This window comes from Longimicrobium sp. (assembly GCF_036387355.1).
Lineage (GTDB): Bacteria > Gemmatimonadota > Gemmatimonadetes > Longimicrobiales > Longimicrobiaceae > Longimicrobium.
The window spans coordinates 1-24,117 of sequence record NZ_DASVTX010000571.1 but is presented as its reverse complement, the minus strand read 5'-3'; the positions used below and the strand labels follow the sequence as shown (position 1 = coordinate 24,117).

19 protein-coding genes and 1 tRNA gene are annotated in these 24,117 nt (G+C 70.5%); 9 read left to right on the top strand and 11 right to left on the bottom strand.

Annotation, left to right across the window (positions count from 1 at the left end; genetic code table 11):
- The first annotated feature begins 829 nt into the window (after positions 1-829).
- Positions 830-1,465, top strand: coding sequence for a hypothetical protein (locus VF665_RS24980; RefSeq protein WP_331056215.1), 636 nt, complete (start codon positions 830-832; stop codon positions 1,463-1,465).
- A 140-nt stretch (positions 1,466-1,605) separates the two neighbouring features.
- Here the strand turns inward: VF665_RS24980 and VF665_RS24975 are convergent, their stop codons facing one another.
- Positions 1,606-2,106, bottom strand: coding sequence for a GNAT family N-acetyltransferase (locus VF665_RS24975; protein WP_331056214.1), 501 nt, complete (start codon positions 2,104-2,106; stop codon positions 1,606-1,608).
- Between the two features lie 34 nt (positions 2,107-2,140).
- The gene (locus VF665_RS24970; protein WP_331056213.1) at positions 2,141-4,789 is read right to left on the bottom strand and encodes a PAS domain-containing protein; all 2,649 of its coding nucleotides are present in this window, start codon (positions 4,787-4,789) and stop codon (positions 2,141-2,143) included.
- A 207-nt stretch (positions 4,790-4,996) separates the two neighbouring features.
- Here VF665_RS24970 and VF665_RS24965 point away from each other — a divergent pair, with 207 nt between their 5' ends.
- The gene (locus tag VF665_RS24965) at positions 4,997-6,076 is read left to right on the top strand and encodes an LLM class flavin-dependent oxidoreductase (protein ID WP_331056212.1); all 1,080 of its coding nucleotides are present in this window, start codon (positions 4,997-4,999) and stop codon (positions 6,074-6,076) included.
- 160 nt (positions 6,077-6,236) lie between these two features.
- On the opposite strand, the gene VF665_RS24960 is transcribed toward VF665_RS24965, so the two are convergent.
- On the bottom strand, positions 6,237-7,043 hold the full coding sequence (locus tag VF665_RS24960) for a hypothetical protein (protein ID WP_331056211.1): 807 nt from the start codon (positions 7,041-7,043) through the stop codon (positions 6,237-6,239).
- 170 nt (positions 7,044-7,213) lie between these two features.
- On the opposite strand from VF665_RS24960, the gene VF665_RS24955 reads away from it, so the two are divergent.
- On the top strand, positions 7,214-8,089 hold the full coding sequence (locus tag VF665_RS24955; protein ID WP_331056210.1) for a hypothetical protein: 876 nt from the start codon (positions 7,214-7,216) through the stop codon (positions 8,087-8,089).
- Between the two features lie 100 nt (positions 8,090-8,189).
- On the opposite strand, the gene VF665_RS24950 is transcribed toward VF665_RS24955, so the two are convergent.
- Positions 8,190-8,630, bottom strand: a complete 441-nt coding sequence (locus tag VF665_RS24950) for a hypothetical protein (RefSeq protein ID WP_331056209.1) — start codon at positions 8,628-8,630, stop codon at positions 8,190-8,192.
- Positions 8,631-8,874: 244 nt separating this feature from the next.
- On the opposite strand from VF665_RS24950, the gene VF665_RS24945 reads away from it, so the two are divergent.
- The 3 genes from VF665_RS24945 (at position 8,875) to VF665_RS24935 (ending at position 10,838) form a co-directional block, all read left to right on the top strand.
- On the top strand, positions 8,875-9,120 hold the full coding sequence (locus VF665_RS24945) for a hypothetical protein (RefSeq protein WP_331056208.1): 246 nt from the start codon (positions 8,875-8,877) through the stop codon (positions 9,118-9,120).
- A gap of 66 nt (positions 9,121-9,186) precedes the next feature.
- Complete coding sequence (locus VF665_RS24940; RefSeq protein ID WP_331056207.1) at positions 9,187-9,636, top strand: hypothetical protein; 450 nt, start codon at positions 9,187-9,189, stop codon at positions 9,634-9,636.
- 350 nt (positions 9,637-9,986) lie between these two features.
- A complete protein-coding gene (locus VF665_RS24935; protein WP_331056206.1) occupies positions 9,987-10,838 on the top strand; it encodes a DNA/RNA non-specific endonuclease in 852 nt (283 codons plus the stop codon).
- An 86-nt stretch (positions 10,839-10,924) separates the two neighbouring features.
- Here VF665_RS24935 and VF665_RS24930 read toward each other — a convergent pair whose 3' ends face one another.
- Entirely contained in the window at positions 10,925-11,401 is a 477-nt protein-coding gene (locus VF665_RS24930) for a hypothetical protein (RefSeq protein WP_331056205.1), read from the bottom strand.
- Positions 11,402-11,532: 131 nt separating this feature from the next.
- Positions 11,533-11,617: transfer RNA gene (locus VF665_RS24925), tRNA-Ser, on the bottom strand.
- 185 nt (positions 11,618-11,802) lie between these two features.
- Between VF665_RS24925 and VF665_RS24920 the strand changes: the two genes are divergently transcribed.
- The 3 genes from VF665_RS24920 (at position 11,803) to VF665_RS24910 (ending at position 17,203) form a co-directional block, all read left to right on the top strand.
- The gene (locus tag VF665_RS24920; protein ID WP_331056204.1) at positions 11,803-13,287 is read left to right on the top strand and encodes a L,D-transpeptidase family protein; all 1,485 of its coding nucleotides are present in this window, start codon (positions 11,803-11,805) and stop codon (positions 13,285-13,287) included.
- A 299-nt stretch (positions 13,288-13,586) separates the two neighbouring features.
- Positions 13,587-15,185, top strand: a complete 1,599-nt coding sequence (locus VF665_RS24915; RefSeq protein WP_331056203.1) for a L,D-transpeptidase — start codon at positions 13,587-13,589, stop codon at positions 15,183-15,185.
- 206 nt (positions 15,186-15,391) lie between these two features.
- Entirely contained in the window at positions 15,392-17,203 is a 1,812-nt protein-coding gene (locus tag VF665_RS24910) for a serine/threonine-protein kinase (protein ID WP_331056202.1), read from the top strand.
- Positions 17,204-17,841: 638 nt separating this feature from the next.
- Here VF665_RS24910 and VF665_RS24905 read toward each other — a convergent pair.
- From VF665_RS24905 to acnA, 5 genes are all read right to left on the bottom strand, one after another.
- Entirely contained in the window at positions 17,842-18,774 is a 933-nt protein-coding gene (locus VF665_RS24905) for a hypothetical protein (protein WP_331056201.1), read from the bottom strand.
- 149 nt (positions 18,775-18,923) lie between these two features.
- Positions 18,924-19,400, bottom strand: a complete 477-nt coding sequence (locus tag VF665_RS24900) for a DUF4442 domain-containing protein (protein WP_331056200.1) — start codon at positions 19,398-19,400, stop codon at positions 18,924-18,926.
- A gap of 27 nt (positions 19,401-19,427) precedes the next feature.
- Positions 19,428-20,210 carry a lysophospholipid acyltransferase family protein gene (locus tag VF665_RS24895; RefSeq protein WP_331056199.1) on the bottom strand — a complete coding sequence of 261 codons (783 nt, stop codon included), beginning with the start codon at positions 20,208-20,210 and terminating at the stop codon, positions 19,428-19,430.
- The gene (gene thiL / locus VF665_RS24890; RefSeq protein WP_331056198.1) at positions 20,207-21,223 is read right to left on the bottom strand and encodes a thiamine-phosphate kinase; all 1,017 of its coding nucleotides are present in this window, start codon (positions 21,221-21,223) and stop codon (positions 20,207-20,209) included. The genes VF665_RS24895 and thiL overlap by 4 nt, the downstream gene beginning before the upstream one ends.
- 235 nt (positions 21,224-21,458) lie before the next feature.
- Positions 21,459-24,117: aconitate hydratase AcnA (gene acnA / locus VF665_RS24885; protein WP_331056197.1), on the bottom strand; the 2,659-nt coding region annotated here is incomplete at its 5' end.

Below are 24,117 nucleotides of genomic sequence, written 5' to 3'. Positions count from 1 at the left end.
TGGCTGCCGCAGAATCAATGATCATCGCGAAGTGGGCGGGAGCGGCAATTCGGTTATCACTCTTCGTGGAGTGGGTCTTCGACGAATCAGGACGGATCGAGACTTCTGGCCAGGACGGAACAGGTGAGACTGCCGCGACTTACGCTTTGCATTGCGCTAGCTCTGCCCGCGTGTGCCCACGCGCAGACAACTATGCCTGATAGCGTGAAAGCCCGGACCGATTGTCGTTCGCCGCTCAGGTGGTCACGACAGGCCGTCCGGCAACCCACCTGGCGATCGCGACGCGGCGCATACGGCTCTGCCCTGATGCCGGGCCACAGCTTGCACGCGCTTTCCTCGAAGCGCGGAGTTCCGCAGATACCTCGCTTTTGAGCCGTTTGACGGACCCAAGTTTCGATCTCCGCGACGGAGCAATGTTCGAGGCTGCGGTGCGAGTTGCAAAGGATCGTAGCGCGACCACTCCCGCTCGTATCTTCGCGATCCGCACATTGCTGTGGGCACTGCGTCCCGGCGTGCGGATCGGGTATGCACGCCTGCTCGCCGCTCGCGGTACCGGCTACTCGGAATGCACCGCCGGTCTGGGGCCCTCGTTGGAATTGGAGGTCACAGTGGGAACTCCTCTGCCGATCGACTGGATTGCGCAGGTTCGTGCAGCAGGGAGGGCCTTGGTGGCAGAGTCGGGCCAACCTCGTGACGTAAGTGAGGCCGCCGGATGTCTCATTTCCACCCCCGTCTGGACGTCCTGGGCCGAACGGCAATAGAAAACTAGCTGACGCACGACGCATCCAGCAGGAGCTGGAGCCGTCGCACCAGACCTGCCGATGTCTCGATGGGGATCACGATTAGAAACAGGCCGAAGCTGCTCGCTCTGATGCTCGCGGCGGGGGTGACGATCCCCCAATGGTTGCCTGCGCAAGCTTCGGAGGGAGATGACCGACATCTGCGCAACGTCTGCCGCCTTGCCGAGCAGGTGATTCGTACGGGACAGCCCGCCAACAAGCACGAATGGGCCTGGGCGTACATGGCTTATTGTCCGCTCGCCCAGCAGATTCCGCTGAGAGTGCTTGCCATGCACGCTGCCCGAAGCACGCATGACTCTGAAGTTGCCCAAGCTGCGTTGATGCCGTTGGGTGTGCTTCACGATGGAACCCTGTTCCAGGAAGTGCTGGCGGTTGCCGATGATCGGCAGGCAACGAGCACGGCCCGGGTGGTCGCATGGATGAGCCTGTACGCGCTCGCCCACCCGGATCGGAGTGTGCGCTACGAGCACTTTGTGAGATTGGCAGATGTCGCTCCGGGGTCAACGCAATGCTCAGGGATCAGGATGCATCCGGCTGTTCCCGAGCAGGGCGCAACGTCCCTGCCGAGTGCCTATCGTGAGCAGGTTCGCGCGGTTGCGCGGCGAGTGGCGGCCGACGAGAGCGAACCCCGCGCCGTTCGGGGCGCCGCGGGTTGTCTGATGTGATTGTCGCGGGTACGAAGCGCGACATCTTAGCAACGCCAACGCTGGCGGCGCAGCACGTTGCTCGGCGGAGAAAATGCGCAAACGACTCGCGGCGGGGCGCTCCAGCCGCTCCGCCGCGATCGCTTTTCTGCCGATGGTGATCAGTCCAGGTTCAGTTCGTAGCGGTGCTGGGTGACGTTCACGCCCCACACCGGGCCGGGCTTCTGCTCGGCAAGGCGAAAGCCGGACGCGAGGTACAGGCGGATGGCGGCGCGCAGCGAATCCACCGTCCACAGCACGATGCGCAGGTATCCCTCCGCCCGGCAGAACTCGATGGCGTCGCGCACCAGCGCACGCCCCAGCCCGGCGCCGCGCGCGTCCGGGTGCACCACGAACCAGCGCAGCTGGGCGGTTTCGCCATCCACCCGGGTGATGGCGATGCACCCCGCCAGCCGTCCGCCGCGCTCGGCAATCCACACCCGCTCGCCCTCCCGCCGCGCGCGAAAGAACTCGGCGAGCGGCACCGCGACCAGCGCCTCCATCTCCGGGTCGAAGCCCAGCTCGCCCGCGTACACCGTCCCGTGCAGCGCGATCACCGCGCCCAGGTCGCCCGGCCGCACCTCCGTGCGCACCGTCACGGCGGGAACGCCGCCGCCCGTCACCGGCGGGAAAAGGAATGGGCGCGAGCCGGGGCGCTCATGCCGGAGAAGCGGGCGCGTGCAGCGGAAGGCGCACGGTGAAGGTGGTGCCCCGCCCCACCTGGCTCTCCACCTCCACCGTCCCGCCGAGCAGCACGGCCAGGCGGCGCGTGACGCTCAGCCCCAGCCCGGTGCCGCCCTCCTGCCGCGTCGTTCCGCCATCCACCTGCCAGAACGCGTCAAAGATGCGCACCCGGTGCTCCTCCGCGATCCCCGGCCCCGTGTCGCTCACGCGGAACACCATCCAGTCCGCCACCTCCTCCACGTCCAGCCGCACCTGTCCCTCGCGGGTGAACTTGATGGCGTTCCCCAGCAGATTGACCAGGATCTGCCGGATCTTGCGGACGTCGCTCTGCATGATATCCGGACCGTCCGGCGCATGGCAGGTGAACTCCAGCCCCTTGGCCATTGCCAGCGGCTCCGTGAGCGCCTGCACCTCGTCCAGCAGTTCGGGGAGGCGCACCGTGCTGAGCTCCAGCCGCTCCTCTCCCGCCTCCAGCCGGGAGAACGTGAGGATCTCTTCAATGAGCGCCAGCAGGTGCCGCGCGCTGATGCCAATGCGCTCCACCTTGCCCGCCACGCCGGGGGAGATGGGCTCCGGCACCCCCTCCAGCAGCAGCCCCGTGTAGCCGATCATGGCGTTCAACGGGGTGCGCAGCTCGTGGCTCATGGTGGTGAGGAACTCGCTCTTGACCCGGTTGGCGCGCTCCGCCTCGGCGCGGGCGCGGTGCTCGGCCTCGTACAGCCGCGCGTTATCCATCGCCACCGCCGCCCATCCCGCGATGCCCACCGCCAGCCGCTCGTGGCGCTCCTGGAACACCGCCGCGCGCTCGTGGCCGAAGAAGAGCCCGCCCAGCACCTCGCCCGTCCGTGAAATCACGGGGACGGCCAGGTAGCTGGTGACGGGAAGGTGCCCGGCCGGCATGCCGAAGTGCGGCGCCGTCCTGCCGTACCGCGGGTCGCGGGTGATGTCGTCGCTGCGCACCACCTCCGTGCCGTGAAAGGTGGGTTGAAAGACCGCCGTGGCCCGCGGCATGGGAAAGCGCGAAAACTTCTCGCGCGGCACGCCGGAGATGGAGTACAGCGTGTACGACTCGCCCTTTTCGTTGATCAGGTTGTAGAAGAACGCCCCGAACTCCGCTCCCGTAAGCCGGGTGGCCGCGTCCGTCACCACCTGGACGATGCGGTCCAGCGTAAGCTCCGAGGCCAGCGCCTGCCCCACCTGGTGCAGCGACTCCACCGTCATGGCCTGCTCGCGCCGCGCCCGCTCCACCGCGTGCCGCTCCGTCACGTCCAGGCCAATGAAGCCCACGCCGGCCACCTCGCCCGTGCCCGCGCGCACAGGAAAGTAGTTGAGCAGCACGGCGCGCTCCCCGCCCGGCTCGGTGCGGCTGGGGACCACCATCTCCAGGTTGTACAGCGCCTCCCCCGTCTCCAGCACGTGGCGAAAGTTGGGCTCTACGCGGTGCGCGTACCCCGGAATCACCTCGCGCAGCGTGCGGCCCACCACCTGGTCCACCGGAAGCCCGTAGAACGCGGCGAGCGCGGCGTTGATGCGCAGAAAGCGGAAGTCGCGGTCCACAAGCGCGGTCGGGAGCGGCGCGGCCTGGTTGAAGGCGTCCAGCGCGGCGCTGGCGTCCTCCGCGGCGCGGCGGGCAGCGGCGGTTTCCTGCGCGCGGGAGATCAGGTCGGCGTTGGCCTCCATCAGCTCCTCGTTGGCGGCCTTGAGCTCCGCCTGCACGTCGCGCAACTGCTCGGCCTGGCGCCGCACCGCCTCCGCCTGCTCCTCCAGCAGGATCGCCTGCTCCTCCGCCTGCCGCCGCGCGCGGGCCACGTCCGTCACGTCCACGCCGTGCACCAGCACGCCAAAGATCTGCCCCTCGCGGTCCGCCAGCGGCTGGTAGACGAAGTTCAGGAATCGCTCCTGCGGCGGCTCGTCCGCCGCGGGGCGCAGCAGCACGCGCATTTCCGTGGCGCTGAAGGGGATTCCCGTCTCGTATACCCGGTCCAGCAGCTCCACGAGCCCCTGCTCCGCCAGCTCCGGCATGGCCTCGTGCACCGGCCGGCCCAGGATCGGGCGGCCGCCGGCAAGGCGGTGGTAGGCGGGGTTCACCAGCTCGTACGTGTGATCCGGCCCGTGCACCGTGGCCATGAACGCGGGCGCCTGCTGAAACACGGAGTGCAGCCGCGCCTCCGTGGCCTCGCGCTCGCGCCGCATCCGCCGCTCGTCGGTGATGTCGCGCACCTCGATGATGGTGCCCACCGTGCGCCCGCCGTCGCGAATGGGGCTGGCGGTAAAGGCGACGGGGTAGAAGTGGCCGTCGCGGTGCACGAACACCTCTTCGCCCTGCTCCCGCATGTTCTGCGGGAACGCCTGGTCGATGGGGCATTCCGCCAGCGGGTACGGCGAGCCGTCCGGCCGCGTGTGGTGAATGACGTCGTGCAGCGCGCGGCCGCGCACCTCCGCCAGCGCGTAGCCGGTCAGGCGCTCGGCCGCAGGGTTCATGAACGTGCACTGCTGGTGCTCGTCCATGATGAACAGCGCCAGCGTGGCGTTCTGGGCGATGGTCTCCAGCTGGCGGCGAAGGTGCTCTTCGCGCGCGGCGGAGCCGCCGTCGTGCGGCGCGGGGGCGGACGGATGGTTCACGGACAGCGGTTCGTCACGGGGCCGGGCGCGCGCCGTGAACACATGGCGCGGGGCAATCCCCGTCCGTCTGGCAAGAAGCGTTCTGGCGCGCGGAGGGAACGCGCCTGCACGCCGCCGCGCGCTTGCCAGGCAGGGGCGCGGCGCATACGGTCAGTCCCGCGGACAGCGCCGGGCGGCGCTGCCGGAGCCAGACGGAGAGACGCACGCATGGAAATCGGGATCGTCACCTTCGCCGAAACCACGCCGGATCCGGAGACCGGGGCCACCATCAGCTCGTCACGACGGCTGCGTGACCTGATGGAGGAGATGGAGCTGGCGGACCAGCTGGGTCTGGACGTATTCGGCGTGGGCGAACACCATCGCCCGGACTTTGCCGTCTCCACTCCCGCCGTGGTGCTGGCCGGCGCGGCGACGCGGACGAAAAACATCCGCCTGAGCAGCGCGGTCACGGTGCTGAGCAGCGACGATCCCGTGCGCGTGTTCCAGGAGTTCAGCACGGTGGACCTGCTTTCCGGCGGGCGCGCGGAGATCATGGCGGGACGCGGCTCGTTCACCGAGTCGTTCCCGCTGTTCGGGTACGACCTGCGGGACTACCACGAGCTGTTCGAAGAAAAGCTGGAGCTGCTCCTGGCCCTGCGCGAGAGCGAGCGGGTGACGTGGTCCGGGCGGCACCGGGCGCCGCTGCTGGACCAGCCGGTGTACCCGCGCCCCGTGCAGGACCCGCTGCCCGTGTGGATCGCGGTGGGGGGAACGCCGCAGTCCGTGGTGCGCGCGGCCTCGCTGGGGCTGCCCCTGGCCGTGGCCATCATCAGCGGGGAGCCGGAGCGGTTCCGGCCGCTGGTGGAGCTGTACCGCCAGACGGCTCGGCGCGTGGGGCGCGACCCGGCGGCGCTCCCCGTCGGCATCAACACGCACGGCTTCATCGCGGATGATTCGCAGACGGCGGCGGACGTGTTCTGGCCCTCGTACGCGTGGGTCATGACGCGCATTGGGCGTGAGCGCGGGTGGCCGCCCATGAGGCGGCACCAGTTCGAGGCGCTGCGCGGGCCCCGGGGCGCGCTCGCGGTCGGGAGCCCGCAGCAGGTCATCGACAAGCTGCTGTACCAGCACGAGCTCTTCGGTCACCAGCGCGCGCTCTTTCAGTTCACCGTGGGCAGCGTGCCGCACGACCGGGTGATGCGCTCCATCGAGCTGCTGGGCACCGTGGTGGCCCCCGCTGTCCGCGCCGAGGTCGCGCGCCGCACGGCCGCCCCGGTTTCCTCCGGATCTTTCCCAACCGTGATGTGAACCGGGGATGCAGAAACGGGCGCGGCTGCTCGCTCGTTTAACTGCGAAATCACAGAGGAACAGAGAAAGGCCAGAGGAACAGAGGAAACCCGTGCAGTCCTCTGTTCCTCTGGCTGTTCTCTGTTCCTCTGTACCCCCCGCCGTTGATCTCGCCCGCAGGTCAGCGCGGGGCGGCCTGGCCCAGGATGCGGGCACCCAGCACGCGGCCGGCCTGGTCCGTCACGTACTCCAAGGTCTGCCCCGCCGGCGTGCGCACCTGCCGAACGATCTGCCCCGCGGCGTTGGTAGTCTGCCTCAGCGCGGGAAGGCTGGTGAGCGCGCCCAGGTTCTGCTGCCCCACCACGCGGCCCGTGGTGTCCAGCGTGCGCGTCACCAGGCCGCCAGTGGTGGTCAGCGTGGTCTGCACCGTCTGGCCGAGCGTGTTCACCGTCTGCGTGAGCACGCCGCCGGGCTGCGTGAGGTTGTTGAGCGCCTGCCCCGCCGCGCCCACCGTCTGGCTCACCACGCCTCCCGGCTGCAGCGCCGTGTTCGCCACGCCGCCCACCGTCTGCACCGTGTTGTCCACCGCGCCCAGCAGCCCGGTGACGATCTCCGGGTTGCGGTCCAGCGTCTGCACCACGCGGTTCACGATGCGCGCCACGTTGTCCAGGTCCACGTACAGAAACGCCTGCGCCCCGACACCATGAATGCGCAGCCCCACGCTGTCGATGTGCACCGTGGCGCCCGCATCCAGCGACACGAAGTTCAGCACCCGGGCGCGCGCGGCGAGCCGCGCGTCGAGCGTGTCGACGTTCAGCAGCAGCGAGTCCACGGACAGGCGCGACACCTCCAGCACCACGTCGTAGTTGGGCGTGCCCCGGATGGAGTCCACGGGGGTGCGCGGCGCCTGCCGGGTCTGCGCGGCCAGCGGGGCGGCGGCCACAACGGCGCCCAGCGCGGCCAGCACGATCTGATGCCCTCGAATCACGGTGCCCTTTTCGTCTGTCGGTGCACGGCTCCGCGCGCGGAACCGTCCGGTTCTCACGGCGATGGCGGCGTCGGCGGGCCGGGGGTCAATTTCCATGCCTTGGGCCGGGATCTTGCTAGCCCCGGCGCGAACGGGGATCGCTGGCGCAAACGGGTGGATGGAGGCGGCGGATGAAGGCAGCAGGCAGGACGGCCGTGCTCGCGGCGGTGGCGGCCGTGACGATTGCGGCGGCGGTGGACGGATGGGCCCAGCGGCGGCGCGCGGCCAACGTGCCCGCGGCGTCGTGCCTGGCGCCGGGAGCGGCCGCCGCCCAGCCGCGCACGGGGCACGCACCTCCCGCGGACCAGCAGGCGTACGACGTGGTGCTGGATGTGCCCGCCCTCTGCGTGGACGCGCTGCAGCTGGGTGTGCGCAACCTGGACGTGCACCTGGCGCTGAACGCGCAGATCGCCAACCTGGTGGAGGTCAGCGCCGGCGCGGACGTCCGCATTGCCAGCGTAGACGTGGGGCTGTACGGCGTGCAGGCACAGGCGCTCCTGCTGGTGGACCTGGACGACGTGGTTCAGGTGGTGGACCGCACCATGACGTTCATCGACAACAACCCGCAGATCGTGAGCAGCCTCACCAGCACCGTGAACAACGCGGTGGGCACGGTGGGCCAGCTGGGCAACACGGTGCTGCAGCCCGGCGGCGTGGGCAGCCAGGCGGTGGGCATCGTGGGCCGCACGCTCGACAACACCACTCGCCCCGGCGGACTGCTGAGCCAGACCGTCAACACGCTGGGCCAGACGGTCAGCCGCGTGGTGACGCCCACGGGGCAGATCCTGGAGCAGACGCTGGACGCGGCCGGGCGCACGGTGGGCTCCACCACGGTGGGCGACGTGCTGCGCCTTCCGGTAATCGGCGAAACGGCGGGCGCCGCAGGGGGCGTGGTTCGCCGGGTGCGAGACCAGGCCGGCCGCGTGATCGAGGTCACGGTCAACCGCGCCGGACAGGTGACCGCCACCCGCGTTCTGGAGCAGGCCACCGGCGCCGTTCGTCCCTGACACGATCCCTTTCGTTGGTACCAGAAGGGCCCCACCGCGGCGCGGGAGGGGCCCTTCTTTTCTGTGCGGATGAACGGCGTCTGCGCGATTCTGCGGATGATCAGGGCGGCGCCGGGCTCCCCCGCTCCGCCGGCGGGCTCGCGCCGCACGCGACCCCGTCCAGCCCCGCCGCGGTGGACGTGAGCGCGGCGGCAAGCCGGCACGCGATCGCCGCGTCCGCCGTGATGACGATCCGAATGCCGCCGTTGCGATAGGTGGTCCCCGGCTCCAACCGTTCGGACAGGTTCTGCCGCTCCACCCGCACGCCCGTCCCTGGGGCGCACCAGGGCAGGACGACGCGCGCGGAGGCCGGCGCGTTCAGCCGGATGGTCTCGGCCGTGAACCGCGCGTCGATGCGGATCATGGCGCCGGCCGCGCTATCCGCCGCTGCCGCTCCGCCGCACGCCGCCGAATCCGCCGTGGTCTGCGCCGCGGCGCTCCCCGCGATCAGCGACGCGCACCCCGCCATCATCATCCACCGCATCCACTGCTCCTCGTTCACGGGTTCCGCCTGATCAGCGGGCACAACCCGTTCCGCCAGCGCCGCCTGCAGTGACTCCCCCCCTGCGGCGCGTGCGCCTCCGGAGGCGTAGCCGCGTTTCCCCGCCGGGATGGTTTACTCGGATCCGCGCTCTTGCGCGTACACCCTTTGCATTGTAAAGTACTTCGCAAGGCAGTAGGCGCCGGATCTGTCGATCCGGGCCGGCGGGACGGGACGGAAACTCACGTGCACGGGAGAGTGGACCATGCTGAAGTCGCTGACGGGGATTCGCGGTGCGGTGGTGATGGGCCTGATCTGGGCGGCGCAGTGGGGGCTCGCCGGCGGGTTCATCGAGGCATTCATCGACCCGCGCGGCGAACTGGTCGACATGTGGCCGCAGACGCTTGCAATCCCGGGCTTCGTGCTCGGCGTGGCGTTCTCCGCCGTCCTTCAGATGGTCCGCTACCTCTCCGGCCAGCGGCTCCCCGCGGGCGCGGGCTCAAACGGCTGACACACCCGGCCGGGCGAGAGTCGTCCCGGTGATCGACCGGCGAGAACCTGTACCTGAATCGAGACGATGACGACGGATAGGCTGAAGCGGATGGGCGGTGTGGCCGGGGTGGCGCTGGCGTGGGCGGTGGCATGGGCGCCCGTCGCCGTGCTGATCGGGCTGATGCTGGATCCGGACGGGTCCATGGATGAGCCGTGGGCCGCCATCGGAGCCTACCCCGGCTTCATCGCCGGCGTGCTCTTCAGCGCGGTGCTGGCGATCGCAGTCGGCCACCGGCGATGGGACGAGATGCCGCTGGGTCGCGCCGCCCTCTGTGGTGCCGTGGCGGGCCTTCTCGTGGGCGCCCTTCCCCTGCTGATCTCGGAGCCGACGACCGCCGTTCCCATGTGGCAGCTGGGCGGCGGGTTCATGGGCGCCACCACGCTGATGAGCGCGGTTTCGGCCGTGGGAACGGTGACGTGGCTCCGGTCCGCCGCGCGCCGGCGGTCTCTCGCACACCCGCACGCCCGCGCCTGACCCCGCACTCGCGGCCGACGTACCGCGCGGACACGTTTCGCCCGAGGGACGACAAGGAGGGAGCAGCCCGCGCATCCGGGCTGCTCCCTCCTTTGTCCATCCGCCGACTCCTTTTGTTTACCGGCGGGGCGGCGTGCACCAGGATGGGGCATCCCCTTCTCCGCATGAATTCGCAACCGGCTCTCCATAAACCAGTTACAGAAACGCGAAACGGGCACTGCCGCTGCACTCCGATCCTGCACCCCGACGCCGGATTCCGGGCAGACGCCCCGGCCCGGCAGCGCTCCCGCACCCCCTCCGGATGCGGAGCGATCCCCGTTCGGGGGCACCCCTGCCAAGGATGGATGCGGATGATGGTTTCACGGATCGCGAAACGTACGCGTGGAGCACTGGGGCTGGTGGCCATGGCGGTTCTGGCCGCCTGTTCCACCGACAGCCCCACCCTCACGGCCCCGTCCGACAAGCCCAGCCTCTACACGTATCCCAGCGCGATCTACCGCAGCCACACCGAGTTCGGCGCCCCCATCGGCTCGTGGAGCAGCGACGTGCGGCTCTCCAAAAACACGCACTCCATTTCCTACAACTGCGCGCGCGGCGGCCCCAACTGGGTTTCGTGGAACCTGAACAAGACCCACTTCGGCGACGCGGCGCGCTCCACCAGCTTCTACAGCGACGGCACGCTGCCCACCGGGTGCTACCGCGTCACCACGTCCGACTACACCAACTCCGGATACAGCCGCGGCCACATGGTGCGCAGCGAGGAACGTACGTGGTCCAGCGACCACAACCGGCAGACGTTCCTGATGACCAACATTCTGCCGCAGTACCAGGACCTGAACGGCGGGCCGTGGTACAAGTTTGAGCAGTACCTGCAAACGCAGGCGCAGACGTACGACAAAGAGATCTACATCGTGGCGGGAGGATATTCGTACAGCGGCACCCTGCTGGGGGCGGGCAAGGTGGGTATCGCGACCCGCAACTACAAGATCGCGCTGCTGATGCCGTACGGTCAGGGCTTGGCGCAGGCCACCAGCACGGGGAGCCTGCAGGTGATCGCCGTCGACATGCCGAACACAACCGGGATCGCCTCCAACTCGTGGGAAACGTACCGCACCACGGTGGACGCCATTGAGAGCCGCACCGGCACCAACTTTCTGCCCAGCCTTCGCGATGACATCGAGGCGTACTGGGAGGCCCGGTAGCGGAGCAATTACGTGGATGAGAAACAGGGAGCAGCCCGCACCGGGGCTGCTCCCTTTTTGTCGATGCGACAACCCGCCGGAGCGTGCTACCCGCGCACCCTGCCCACATCCGCGCCCATCACGAACTCGTCGCGAACAAAGCGCCAGCCCTCCGGCGTTCGGCCAAAGACGAACCGGCGCCGTTCGATGTACGTGTGGATGGAGGACCTGGGATCCCGCCTCGTCGAGCCGATGTCCACCATCACGGCCACGGTATCGCCCTCCATGATGAACCCGCGTGCGCCGATCCAGTCGGCCGTGTCCGCATTGGTGGGCATCAGCGGCAGACCATGCACGTCCTGCAGGCGGCGCATGACCCACGCATCGAAACGGTGGACGGGCTGCGCGAGATACAGCGTTCCCGGCCGGCTCATCCGCGGGATGTACTGTTCGCCGAGCACACCGGTAACGGCCTCCACGATCTGCGCCGAATCCGCCGCCGTCTGCGCCCGTGCCGGCGCGCACGCAATCACCAGGGCCGCACCCACAAGGCTCGAAGGGCGGAAGATCAGATGACGGAGCATGGAGGACCGGTGGTTCGGGGAGGGCGAGGAGAGGGTGGCTCCTGAGGATAGCGGACCACGTTGCCGCCGCAACAAGCGCGGCCCGCGATCCGGGGGACCGCGGGCCTGCGCGCACGAGCATCGAAGATGAACGGAGGGAGTGGGATTCGAACCCACGAGGTGTCGCCACCCGCCGGTTTTCAAGACCGGTGCATTCAACCGCTCTGCCATCCCTCCTGAACGCGCGAAAATCTCGCGGCACGGGCGCGGTCCGTCAACGGGAATGGATGGATGCGGGGCTCGGGCGAGCACCCGGTCAACCGCTTTCTCCGCCCCGCCCCACCCGTTATCTTCCCGAAAGTCGGCGCCCGGCGCGCCTGCACGGCCCACACGGGCCCGCACTCTCGATCCACAACTCCGTCATGCATTTGCGGTTGCGCGTCCTGGGCGCGGCACTGGCTGCCGCGGCCGCACACGTCATCCCCGTCGCCGCACAGACGCAGCCGGCCACCCCGCCGCCCGCGACGAACCCCGCCACGCCGGCGCAGCCGCCGCGCGGCCTGGCGCCCCGGCCCACGGGCCCCGCGCAGCCCGCGCCCGTGGTGCGGCGGCCCAGCGTGCTCCCGGTGCTCTCCGTCCGCGTGGACTCCACGGTTACCAACGCCGGCCGCCCGCCGGAGCGGTGGGACCAGCTCACCGCGGCGGCGGCCAATTCGGGCACGTACCGCCTTCCCGTCGGCCGCGGGCACTCCGGCCCGTCCGTGCTGCGCGCGCAGGTGCTGCTGAACCGCTCCCTCTTTTCCGCCGGCATGCTGGACGGCGTGTGGGGGCGCAACACCGAGAATGCGGTGCTGTGGTTCCAGGGCCGCGAGGGGCTGCCGCGCACGGGCGTGGTGGATTCCGCCACGTACGCCCGCCTGGTGCAGACGGCCGGCGCGGATTCCATCACCGTCGCGCGCCATGTGCTCACGGCGGAGGACGTGCGCGGCCCGTTCGTCACCATCCCCACCGACATCTACCAGCACGCGCGCCTGAGCTGCTCGTGCTACGAGTCGCTGTCCGAAAAGCTTTCCGAGCGCTTCCAGACCGGCCGCCAGCTGCTGCGCAAGCTGAACCCGGGGATGAACCTGGACAGCGTGGAGGCGGGCGACACCCTGTCCGTTCCCGCCGTGCGTGCGCCGGATGCGCGCGCCGCGGGCGAGGTGGCGCAGATCGTGGTGTCGGGAACGGACAACTATGCGCAGGCGCTGGATTCCGGCGGGCGCATTCTGTACTACTTCGCGGCCACGCTGGGCGCCAGCTACGATCCGTCGCCGGACGGGGACTTTTACGTGCTGTCCATCCACGAGAACCCGTGGTGGAACTACCAGCCGCGCATTCTGGCCAGCGTGCCCGACGACCGGCCGAGCGCCATGATCCCGCCCGGGCCCAACAGTTCCGTGGGGCGGGTGTGGATGGCGCTTTCGGCGCCGCACTACGGCATCCACGGCACCAAGTCGCCGGAGACCATCGGGTACGCGCAGAGCGCCGGGTGCGTGCGCCTGACCAACTGGGACGCGCTTTTTCTGAGCCGGCGGATCACCCCCGGCACGCCCGTCTCCTTTCGCGACACGCGCGCCGGCAGCGGCCCCCGGTCCCGCACCGCCCCCGCTGCCCGCGACACCGCGCGTCCCGCCGCTCCGGCGACGGCCTCGCCCGCGCCGCGCGACACGGTCCGCCGCACCGCCCCGGCCCGCGACAGCACGCACACGCGTCCAGCCACGCCGGCAGCGGCCCCGCGCGACACCGCCCATCGAGCGGCGCCCGCGCACACGCCGGCTCCCGCGCGCGACTCCACGCCTGCGCATCGGCCCGCCGTCGCGCGACCCGCACAGCCTGCGGCGAGGGACACGGCACGCGCGCAGTAGAGCACGCGATTACAAATCGAAAGGTCGTCAGAGCCCCGGTCCGCCGGGGCTCTTTGCTTATCCGGGGATGACGAAGGAGCCATCGTCGATCCTGATCCCGCTCCTCCGAAGTTCCCCCGCGTCCTCCCCACGCCGCGTCACCTGCAGTTCACCGAGCCCGAACCCTCGCCAGCCTTTATCGGCAGCCGCACAACGAATCCGCATCAACAGAACGAACGGCCCGAAACCTGCCCTGTCAGCGACCGTGAAGCCGCCCGTCCCTCTTGGTGCGAGCGGTTTTTCAAGGTCCTCATAAAGACATGCGCAACATGAAGATGCAACGACATTCGCTCGCCGCGCTCCTGGCGCTCGCCCTGGCCGCGTGCGCGGACGGCGGCGGCGACAAGGCGGATGCGGCCAAGCAGACCGCCGAGCCGGTGCAGCAGCAGCCCAACCCCAACGCCGCGCAGGTGGCCTGGAACCGGCGCGTGGCGCGGATGTCGGCCGAGGAGCTGCAGCGTGCACGGCTGGACGAGTCGTGGATGGAAGTCGTGCAGCTGGATCCCATTCCCGGCGGGGCAAACGAGCGCCCCAATCCGGAAAAGTGGGAGCAGATCAACATGCAGACCGTCAACAGCCTGCCGCAGCACGTGCCGCTCTACGGCGACGTGGGCGGGCCGTCGGTGCTGCGCACGCAGATCCTGCTGGACCGCGCGCTGTTCAGCCCGGGCATCATGGACGGCAACTGGGGCAAGAACACGGCGGAAGCGCTGTACTGGTTCCAGAAGCGCGAAGGGCTTCCCGCCACTGCGCGGCTGGATTCCGCCACGTTCGAGCGGCTCAAGACGGTGGGCGGCAGCCCGCAGGAGCTCGTCGTAGCCCGCTCGCTGACGGCGGACGACGTGGCCGGGCCGTTCACCAAGATCCCGGAAGACATCTACGAGCACGCCAAGCTGGAGTGCTCGTGCTACGAGAGCCTGACCGAGAAGCTGAGCGAGAAGTTCCACATCACCCCGGACCTGCTGCAGAAGCTGAACCCGGGCGTGAACATCGACGGGCTGCGGCAGGGGCAGACGCTGAACGTGCCCGCGGTGCGCGACGAGAACGCCCAGGGGCGCGGCAACGTGGCCAAGCTGGTGGTGTCGGGCCGCGGAACGTACCTGCACGGGGTGGATGCGGACGGCCGGATTCTGTATCACTTCCCGTCCACGCTGGGCGGCGCGTACTCGCCTTCCCCGCGCGGCGCGTTTCGCGTGAGCACCATCACGCAGGATCCGGCCTGGCACTACCAGCCCGACATCCTGGTCGGCGTGCCGGACAGCGAGCCGGACGCCATGATCCCCAAGGGCCCCAACGTGGCCGTGGGCGCCGTGTGGATGGCGCTTTCGGAGCCGCACTACGGCATTCACGGCACCGCCGAGCCGCAGACCATCGGCTACGCGAGCAGCAACGGGTGCGTGCGGCTCACCAACTGGGACGTGGAGTTCCTGAGCAAGCGAGTGCGCCCCGGAACGCCGGTGGAGTTCCGCGACATCTCCGGCCAGAAGCAGGCGGTGGACCCCGCCAACGCCGAGGGCGGCGCTTCCGCGGCTCCGGCGGCGGGGAGCCGCACCGGCGGCGGCACCGCGGGGGCGCGCGGCGGCTCCACCCGCACGCCGGACTCGGCCTCCAGTGCCACGCGTCGCACGGGGACGGGCGCGGCAGGGACGAGCGGCACGCGCAGTGGAACCGGGACGAGCGGCACGCGCTCCGGCACCACGGGGACGCGCTCGGAAACGGGGACCGGCTCGCGCTCCGCGACCGGCGGCGGCACGTCCGGCGCGTCGGGGACGAGTGGAACGCGGACGCGCACGCCGGCCTCGACCACCACTCCGGAGCGCCCCAAGCAGGACGAGCACGCGGGGCACACGCCCCGCTGACCGTCTGAACAAAGCTGATGCACCCGCCCTCCGCCGCGACCGGCAGCGGAGGGCGGCGCCGTTTCATCCGCCGGGGCACATCGATTGCTCGCTGGTGGGGCTTTGGCGCGCCGCCGCAGCCTCCTTCTTCAAATCCGGATCCGAACGCGAATGGCCCAGCAGCCGCGACCCGTGACCATCCACCTCCCCCGCCACGAGGGAGCCGCGTGACCACTCCCGGATTCGAGCGGCTGATGGTGGGCCGCACGCTGGCGGGCCGGTACGAGGTCCTGGAGCTCATCGGCAGCGGCGGAATGAGCGTGGTGTTCCGAGGGCTGGACCACACCCTGGGCCGCGAAGTCGCCGTCAAGGTGGTGTCGCTGGCCCCCGCGCCCGACGAGGTGCTCCCCACGCTGCGCGAGCGGTTCCGCCGCGAGGCCGCTTCCGCCGCGCGCATCCAGCACCCCAACGTGGTGGCCATCTACGACTACGGCACCGACGCGGAGCTGGAGCTGGACTTCATCGTCATGGAGCTGCTGCGGGGGCGCGACCTCAAGGACGCGCTCGCCAGCGGGCCCATGCCGCAGCCCGAGGCCGTCCGCATTCTGATGGACGCGGCGCGCGGGGTAGCCGCCGGGCACCGCGCTGGCATTCTGCACCGCGACGTGAAGCCGGCCAACGTGTTTCTGGTCGGCGAGCACAACGTGGAGGCGGTGCGCATTCTGGACTTCGGGATCGCCAAGGCGCTGGAGGAAGATCCGGAGCAGCGCGCGCTCACCACGGTGGGCCATCTGCCGCACTCGCCCGCGTACGCCGCCCCGGAGCAGCTGGATGCCAGCGCCGCCATCTCGCCCGCCTCTGACGTGTACCAGCTGGGGCTGATCGGCTACGAGATGCTCGCCGGGCGGCGGGCGTACACGGAAGACGAGCGCGCCCGTATCCGGGGCGGCGCCGAGGTGCCGCTGCCGCGGACGGAGGCGTGGTCCGGGGTGCCGTCCGGCGTGTGCAGCGTCATTCACCGCGCGCTGCGGCTGCGTCCGGATGAGCGCTACCCCGACGCGGCGGCCTTTGCGGAGGCGCTGGCGCACGCGCAGGAGCACGACGCCACGGTGCTGCACGTCGTTTCCGCGCCCCGTGCCGAGCGCGATGCCACGCAGGCGGCCCCCGCGCCCACGCCAATCCCGGTGAGCGTGCCGGTGGCGGACGCGCCCGCGCCGCGCATGCAGGCGCCGCCCGTCGCGCTGGAGCCGTCCATCTCCGGCGTTCCCGTGTCGCGCCCGGGCGGCGGCATGCGGATGCCCAAGTCGCCCGCGCTGTGGCTGGTTCCGGTGCTCCTGCTGCTCGCCTTGCTCGCCTGGGCCGCCACGCGCGGCGGCGACGACGAGGAGACGCCCGTGGCCGCCGCCCCGGCCCCGGCGGATACGGGGCAGCTGGCGAAGATGGACGAGGAGTTCCTGAAGCTGGAGGGCACGGCGGGCCAGCAGAGCGCGGCGGCGCCCGTTCCGGCCGGACCGGCCACCGGGGTGGTGCCGCCGGTGGCGGCGCCGGGCGTGGTTCCTCCCGCCGCCGCGCCCGGCAGCGGGGTGTCTCCGGCCATCGCGGTTCCGCCCGCGCCGGTGCCCACCGGAGCGGACGTGCTGGCGCGCGCGCGGGTGGACATCGAGGGCGCGGTGCGCGACCTGAACCAGGCGTGGGTGGAGGGCGAGCTGGACCGCCACATCGGCCACTACGCCAGCCGGGTGGACTACTACAACTCGCGCCGGCTACCCCGTGCCGGCGTGGCGCGCGACCGCCGCCGCGACCTGCGCCGCTACGACCGGCGCCAGATCAACGTGCGCGGCATGCAGGTGCAGTTTCTGGAGCCGGACCGCGCGCGGGTGCTGGTGGACAAGGAGTGGATCTTTGGCGGGGACGCGGGAGTGCGGCAGGGGCGCGGCACGCAGGAGTACGTGATGAAGCGTGACGATGACGGAAAGTGGTACGTCGTCTCCGAACAGCTCCTGACCACCAACGAGGCCCGCGTCCCGGCGAGCGACTGACCGGCCTCCCGTTACGTCGCTGATCTTCTCCGGCGATCGACGCGGGCGAGTGAGCACACATGTTTCCCCCTCGACGAAGCTCTGCGCGCGCTCTGGCTTCGGGGCACCTCCCCGGCCCCTCCCCGTGCAAACAGACGCACGGAGACGGGAGAACTCCGGGCGGGATCGTGCGGCCGGAGAGGCCCACTCCAGCCGCCTCCACCCGCTCCGCGAGAACGGGGGCGCCGTTCGGTGTGGAGGAGGGTTCGGCTCGCGTCCGCGGCTGGGGCCCTCACCCCGCGTGCTACGCACGACGACCCTCTCCCACGAACAGATGTGGAGAGGGGGCACACCCCAGGTCCGCGTGGCTCCCAGATGCAGTTGAAGCCCCGATCGTGGACGCGTCAGCGGCCGCGAGTCGGGGCTTCCCGCTTCTTGAGCGGCGGATTCATCCGCTCAGGACACCATGCGCCGGACGAGTGTGCGCAGCTCGCGCCGAACCCGTCGCCGCGCCACCAACCCTCCCCCAGTCTTTTTTGGGGGAGGGTAGGCCGGTGGTGCCGGCCCGGGTGGGGGCCGCCCTGAACTCCGCCACGCGCGCCGTGACCTCCGCCCCGCCCAGTCTGCCCCCAACGACAAAGGGCCGACACTCCCGCGTGTCAGCCCTTTCCCTTCCCTCCCCCGTGTCCGCGGCCGCGCCCCTTCGGCTCCTTGTCGTGCCCCCGGCCCCGTCGCTCGTCGTTACCGCGCCGCTCGTCATTCCCGCGCCGGTCAATGTTGCCGGGGAGACGGACCGGGGCCCTGGCGACCGGCGCGGCACGGACGGGGACGGCGGCCGCCGCCCGAGGCTCCCGCTCGCCGCCGCCGGAGCCGCCGGAGGACGGCTCGTCATCCCCGCTGCCACTCTTCTCCCCGTCACCCTCATTGACCGCGGTGAGCCCGTTCCCGCCGTCCGCGTTCAGGGCGAGGCGCGAGGGGATTACCAGGCGCGTCGCGACCACGTAGCCGTTGTCCTTGGTCCCTTCCACGCGCACGGAATCCCCCCGCTGCAGCCGGGCCGCATCCGCGGGGCCTCCGGTGGCGCCCTGCACCTCCGTCGCGATCCCCACCACGACGCGCAGGTCGGGCAGGGACGCATCGGCCGGGCGGAACAGGAGCGCCCCCGATTCCGGGTTCCACCCCAGCACGGAGCCGGTGGCATCCACCCGGTCCGGAACGCGTTCTTCGGGCGCCATCCGCAGCCCGTTCACCGTCACCACGTCCGTCCCGTTCAGCTGCACCGAGCGGGGAAAGGCGAGGCCGGTCGACGGGTCCACCCTCAATTCGCGAAGCGTTGCGCGGGCTCCATCCGGCAGGCTGCCCAGGTTCAGCACGCCGACCGTGTCACTGCCGCGCAGCAGGCGCATCTGCACCGGGCCGGACGACAGATCCTGCACGCGAAAGCCAGCGCTGTCCGCCTTTTCGCTGCGCTGCGACTCCACCACCCACACCCCGTCCGACACGGGCGCGCCCGGGGCGAAGGTGCCTTCCACCGTCGCTCCGCTCCCGCCGCCGCACCCCGCCAGCGCCACCGCCAGCACCAATCCACGCATTCGCATGCGTATCCAGGCGGGCAGCAATCGTGCCCGCCATCGATCCGCTGAAAATCAGGCGGAGGATGCGCGGCGGAGTCGATCCGGAGCCGTCTACCAGGGGGAAGGAAATCGCGAGAGGTGCAGCACCGGAAACGCTTGGCGGAGGATCAGCGGACGGCGGCGCGGTCTGCGTCCTTGCGGCGGACGTGGATCGTCTTTTCCACCGTGGCGTGCACGACGCCGTCCCCGTCCGTCAGGTCGATCTGATAGACGCGGTCCACCGTGGGCGTGTCGCGCAGGGCGGCGCGGATGGCGTCCAGTTCCGCGTCGTCGATGAGGAAGCGGGCGTGCAGCGTGGTGCGGCCGGGGCGGCGGAAGCGGATGGACGCGGCCTTGTCCCACACCACGTATCCCGGCCCCAGCACGCGGATCAGCATGATCATGTAGATGGGATCCACCGCGCCGTACATGCTCCCGCCGAAGATGGTTCCCACGTAGTTGCGTGTCCGCCAGTTGAGGGGGATGCGCAGCCGGACCTCGCGCCAGTCGCCTGCGATGTAGGTGATGCGTCCGCCCGTGCCGCGATAGGCGGGAAACAGGTTGAACCCCAGGCGCATCACGCGCGAGCGCACCGACTCAGGCATGGCGGGTTCGGGATGGGCGCGGGCGGATCAGGATGGGCCGGCGGCGGGCGGGTCGATCTCGATGGACTGCGGCTCCTCGTCCGCGGGGGGAAGCGAGTCCATCCCCTCCAGCCGCTCCACGAACACGCGGCGCACGCGCTCCACCAGGGCGTCCGTGCCCTCGCCGCGCTGCACGTGCACGGGCGACTCGAAGTACACGTGGATGGTGGCCGGGCGCACGATGAAGGTGTCGGGGCGCATGATGTCGTAGCTCCCCGTCACCACCGTGGGGATGATGGGGATGCCCGTTTCCTGCGCCAGCACGAACGCGCCCTTCTTGAACGGCTGCAGCCGCCCGCTGCGGGACCGCGTGCCCTCGGCAAAGATGACGACGACGCTGTTCTCCGTGCGCATCTGCTCGCCCGCCCGGCGCAGGCTTTCCACCGCGCGCTCGCGGTTGCTGCGGTCGATGCTGATGTGCCCCGCCGCCCGCCACGCCCGCCCAAAGATGGGGATGCTCTCCAGCTCCTTCTTGGCGACGAAGTGAAAGTCCACCCTGAGCAGCGTGGCAATGGCAAAGATGTCGAACCACGACACGTGGTTGGCCGCCAGGATGAACGGCTCCCCCGGCTTCAGGTTCTCCATGCCGTGCCCCACCGCGCGGCAGCCGCTGGCCCACAGCGCCGTGCGCGCCCACTGTCGGCTCCAGCGCACGAACAGCCGCCCCTTGACCCCGAACAGGCTCAGGATGATGGCCGTGCCGCCGTACAGAATGGTGGCGCCCGCGGTCCAGAAGACCATCCACAGCGCCCGGATCACGCCCAGGATCACGGCCCCTCCCGAAAGTGCTGGTAGCCGCCCGCGTTCACCGGCGTGCGGTGCCCCTCCGCGTCCACCCACCACACGCCGTCCCCGCCGCCCGTGCGCCCCACGCAGGTGAGCGGCAGGCCGAACGCGGCGTGGAACGCCTCGGCGTGCGGCGCCACGGCACCGGCGGGCGCGGTAATGCAGAGCTCGTAGTCTTCCCCGCCGGTGAGCGCGGCGTGCACGGTGCGCGGGCGGGAGCGGGTGCGGGCGGCGGGGTGCACGGGGAGCAGTTCGGGAACCAGGAGCAGGGCGAGCCCGCTGGCGGCCGCCAGGTGCGCGGCGTCGCCGGCCAGGCCGTCGGAAAGGTCGATCATCGCGGTCGGGCCCACGCGGTCCGCCAGCCAGCGGGCTTCGCGCAGCCGCGGCCGGGGCCGGGCGAAGCGCTCGCGCGCGCCGCGCCGGGGCGCCTGGCCCGCGAGCATGGCCTGCACGTACGCGGCCGCGCCCCCCAGCAGCCCCGTGACCCACACCTCGTCGCCCAGGCGGGCGCCGGAGCGCAGCACGGGGCGCGGCGCCTCGCCCACCACGGTCACGTCGATCACCAGCGGCCCGGGCGAGCGCGTCAGGTCGCCGCCCAGCAGCGCGCCGCCCACCGCCTCCACCGCCTCGCGGCACCCCGACATCAGCGCGGGGGCGAGCGTCGCCACCTCGTCCGCGGGCACGGCGATGGAAACGAGGATGCCCACCGGCCGGGCGGCGACGGCGGCCAGATCGCTCAGCGCCGCGGCGGCGGCACGCCACCCGATCTCCTCAGCGGACAGCCAGTCGCGCCGAAAGTGGATCCCCTCCACGCTCATGTCGGTGCTGAGCGCGATGCCGTCTCCCGCCACCACCGCGCAGTCGTCCCCCGGCCCCACGCGCACGTCGGCGCGCACCGCCGATCCGCCGGCCAGAAAGCCGCGGATCAGGTCAAACTCGGGGCCGGGCCCCAGCGGCGCCGCCGCGGTCCGGCCGGCGGAAGAACGGGAGTCGCGCATGCGGGGAAGATAGTGCGAACGTGCGAGAGTGCGACAGACGAGGGAAGGAAAGTGCGTGAGTGCTGGGTGCGTGAGTGCGGTAGAGAAGTGCGGAGTGCGGAGTGCTGAGTGCGGAGTACGGCCACGGCACGACAGCAGCCCGCGAATGAACAAGGTGCGGGAGCGCGAACTTCGCACTCCCGCACCTCAGCTTTCAGCATCCAGCCCAACGCACCCAGCACTCACGCACTGCCGTTCAATACGCCGGCGGGTCGCTGGCGGGGAAGCTCTCGATGGAGCCTTCCGTGACCTTGCCTTCGTTCTGCTTGTGCGACCGGGGCGTCACCGCGCCCGACGGCACCGCGCCCTCCACCGCCTCCGGAGTGTCGTGGCCGCCCAGCAGCTGCCGCAGCACGTACTGCAGAATGCCGCCGTGCCGGTAGTACAGCACCTCCTGCGGCGTGTCGATGCGCACCAGCGCCTGGAACTCCGTCACCGCGCCGTCCTCGCCCGTGGCGCGCACCGTCACCTCGCGCTGCGCCAGGTTGCTGGAAATGACCTCCGTCACCCCGGCGATGTCGAACGTTTCGCGGCCGGTCAGCTTCAGTTTCTCCACCGTGTCGCCCGCCAGGAACTGCAGGGGAAGAATCCCCATCCCCACCAGGTTGCTGCGGTGAATGCGCTCGTAGCTTTCCGCGATGGCGGCCTTGATCCCCTGCAGGTACGGGCCCTTGGCCGCCCAGTCGCGCGACGATCCGCTGCCGTACTCCTTGCCGGCCAGCACCACGAGCGGCGTGCCGTCGGCCTGGTAGCGCATGGCCGCGTCGTAGATCGTGGTGATCTCCTCGTCCGGAAAGTACGTCGTAAAGCCGCCTTCCGTGCCCGGCGCCAGCTGGTTGCGGATGCGCACGTTGGCAAAGGTGCCGCGCACCATCGTCTCGTGGTTGCCGCGCCGCGCGCCGTAGCTGTTGAAGTCCCGCGGGTCCACGCCGTGCTCCACCAGGTAGCGCCCGGCCGGCGAATCCTTCTTGATGCTCCCCGCGGGCGAGATGTGGTCCGTGGTCACCGAATCGCCCAGCAGCGCCACGGCGCGCGCGCCGGTGATGTCGCTCACCGACTCAGGCGCCGTCTTGGACATGTTCTCAAAGTACGGCGGCTGGCGCACGTACGTGCTGTCCGGGGCCCAGTCGAACCGGTCGCCGGCGGGAACCGGCATGCTCTTCCACCGGTCGTCGCCCTCGAACACCTTGCCGTAGCTGGCCTCGTACATGGCGCTGTCGATGGACGACTGGATGGCCGACTGCACCTCGGTCTGCGTGGGCCAGATGTCCTTGAGGAACACCGAGCGCCCCTCCGGATCGGTGCCGATGGGCTCGTTGTACGCGTCCCAGTCAATGCGCCCCGCGATGGCGTACGCGACGACGAGCGGCGGCGACATCAGGAAGTTGGCGCGCACGTCGGAGTTGATGCGCCCTTCGAAGTTGCGGTTCCCCGAAAGCACCGAGCACGCCACCAGCCCGCGCTCCTGGATCTCGCGGGAAATGTCCTCGGGCAGCGGGCCGGAGTTGCCGATGCACGTGGTGCAGCCGTAGCCCACGGTCTGAAATCCCAGCCGGTCCAGGTACTCGGTCAGCCCCGCCTTTTCATAGTACGCCGTCACCACCTTGCTCCCCGGCGCCAGCGACGTCTTGACCCACGGCTTGCGCTCCAGCCCCCGCTCGGCCGCCTTCTTGGCCAGCAGGCCGGCGGCGATCATCACCGCGGGGTTGCTGGTGTTGGTGCAGCTGGTGATGGCGGCGATCACCACGGAGCCGTGGTCGATCTGCCCCGCCCCGCCGTGCGGCGACGCCGTGCTGGCCGCCTGCGCCGCGTCGGCCGCGCCGCTGCCCTCGCCCCACACGCCGGCTTCCTTGTCGTCCGCCTTCTCCAGCCCCACCGCGGCGGAGTCCTTGACCGCCGCCTTGGAGCCCGCGTTCTCGGGAATCAGCGAGGGGAGCGCCTTGGCGAACGCCTTCTTGACGTCGCTCAGGTTGATGCGGTCCTGCGGGCGGCGCGGGCCGGCCACGCTGGGCTGCACCGTGTTCAGGTCCAGCGTGAGCGTGTCGCTGAACACCGGCTCCGGCGAGTCGGCCGTGTGAAACAGCCCCTGCTCCTTCATGTACGCCTCCACCAGCGCGATGCGCTCGGCGGGGCGGCCGGTGAGGCGCAGGTACTCCAGCGTCACCTGGTCCGGGGGAAAGATGGCGCAGGTGGCGCCGTATTCCGGGCTCATGTTGCCGATGGTGGCCCGGTCGGCCAGCGCCAGGCTGGCGATGCCCTGGCCGTAGAACTCCACGAACTTGCCCACGACGCCCTTCTTGCGGAGCATCTCGGTGACCGTGAGCACCAGGTCCGTCGCGGTGGCGCCCTCCGGAAGCTCGCCCGTAAGCCGGAAGCCGATCACCTCGGGGATCAGCATGCTGATCGGCTGGCCCAGCATGGCCGCCTCGGCCTCGATGCCGCCCACACCCCACGCCAGAATGCCCAGCCCGTTCACCATGGGCGTGTGGCTGTCCGTGCCCACGCAGGTGTCGGGGTACGCCTGCGGAAGCCCGCCCTTGTTCAGGTTGGGGTTCTCGTCGGTGCTGAAGACGACGCGCGACAGGTACTCCAGGTTCACCTGGTGCACGATCCCCGTGTTGGGCGGCACCACGTTGAAGTTCTGGAACGCCTGCTGGCCCCAGCGCAGAAAGGCGTAGCGCTCGGCGTTGCGCTCGTAGTCCAGCTCCACGTTCTGCTCGAACGCCTCCGCGGTGCCGAACGCGTCCACCTGCACGGAGTGGTCAATGACCAGCTCCACCGGCTGCAGCGGGTTGATCTTGGACGGATCGCCGCCGAGGGTGGCCATGGCGTCGCGCATGGCGGCCAGGTCCACC

What these genes read in the sequence shown, in the direction of transcription:
- VF665_RS24965 (WP_331056212.1), top strand. Translation starts at nt 4,997, where the DNA reads ATGGAAATCGGGATCGTCACCTTCGCCGAAACCACGCCGGATCCGGAG.
- thiL (WP_331056198.1), bottom strand. Translation starts at nt 21,223, where the DNA reads ATGCGCGACTCCCGTTCTTCCGCCGGCCGGACCGCGGCGGCGCCGCTG.
- VF665_RS24905 (WP_331056201.1), bottom strand. Translation starts at nt 18,774, where the DNA reads ATGCGTGGATTGGTGCTGGCGGTGGCGCTGGCGGGGTGCGGCGGCGGG.
- VF665_RS24930 (WP_331056205.1), bottom strand. Translation starts at nt 11,401, where the DNA reads ATGCTCCGTCATCTGATCTTCCGCCCTTCGAGCCTTGTGGGTGCGGCC.
- VF665_RS24915 (WP_331056203.1), top strand. Translation starts at nt 13,587, where the DNA reads ATGCGCAACATGAAGATGCAACGACATTCGCTCGCCGCGCTCCTGGCG.
- VF665_RS24935 (WP_331056206.1), top strand. Translation starts at nt 9,987, where the DNA reads ATGATGGTTTCACGGATCGCGAAACGTACGCGTGGAGCACTGGGGCTG.
- VF665_RS24920 (WP_331056204.1), top strand. Translation starts at nt 11,803, where the DNA reads ATGCATTTGCGGTTGCGCGTCCTGGGCGCGGCACTGGCTGCCGCGGCC.
- VF665_RS24955 (WP_331056210.1), top strand. Translation starts at nt 7,214, where the DNA reads ATGAAGGCAGCAGGCAGGACGGCCGTGCTCGCGGCGGTGGCGGCCGTG.
- VF665_RS24900 (WP_331056200.1), bottom strand. Translation starts at nt 19,400, where the DNA reads ATGCCTGAGTCGGTGCGCTCGCGCGTGATGCGCCTGGGGTTCAACCTG.
- VF665_RS24945 (WP_331056208.1), top strand. Translation starts at nt 8,875, where the DNA reads ATGCTGAAGTCGCTGACGGGGATTCGCGGTGCGGTGGTGATGGGCCTG.
- VF665_RS24940 (WP_331056207.1), top strand. Translation starts at nt 9,187, where the DNA reads ATGACGACGGATAGGCTGAAGCGGATGGGCGGTGTGGCCGGGGTGGCG.
- VF665_RS24980 (WP_331056215.1), top strand. Translation starts at nt 830, where the DNA reads ATGGGGATCACGATTAGAAACAGGCCGAAGCTGCTCGCTCTGATGCTC.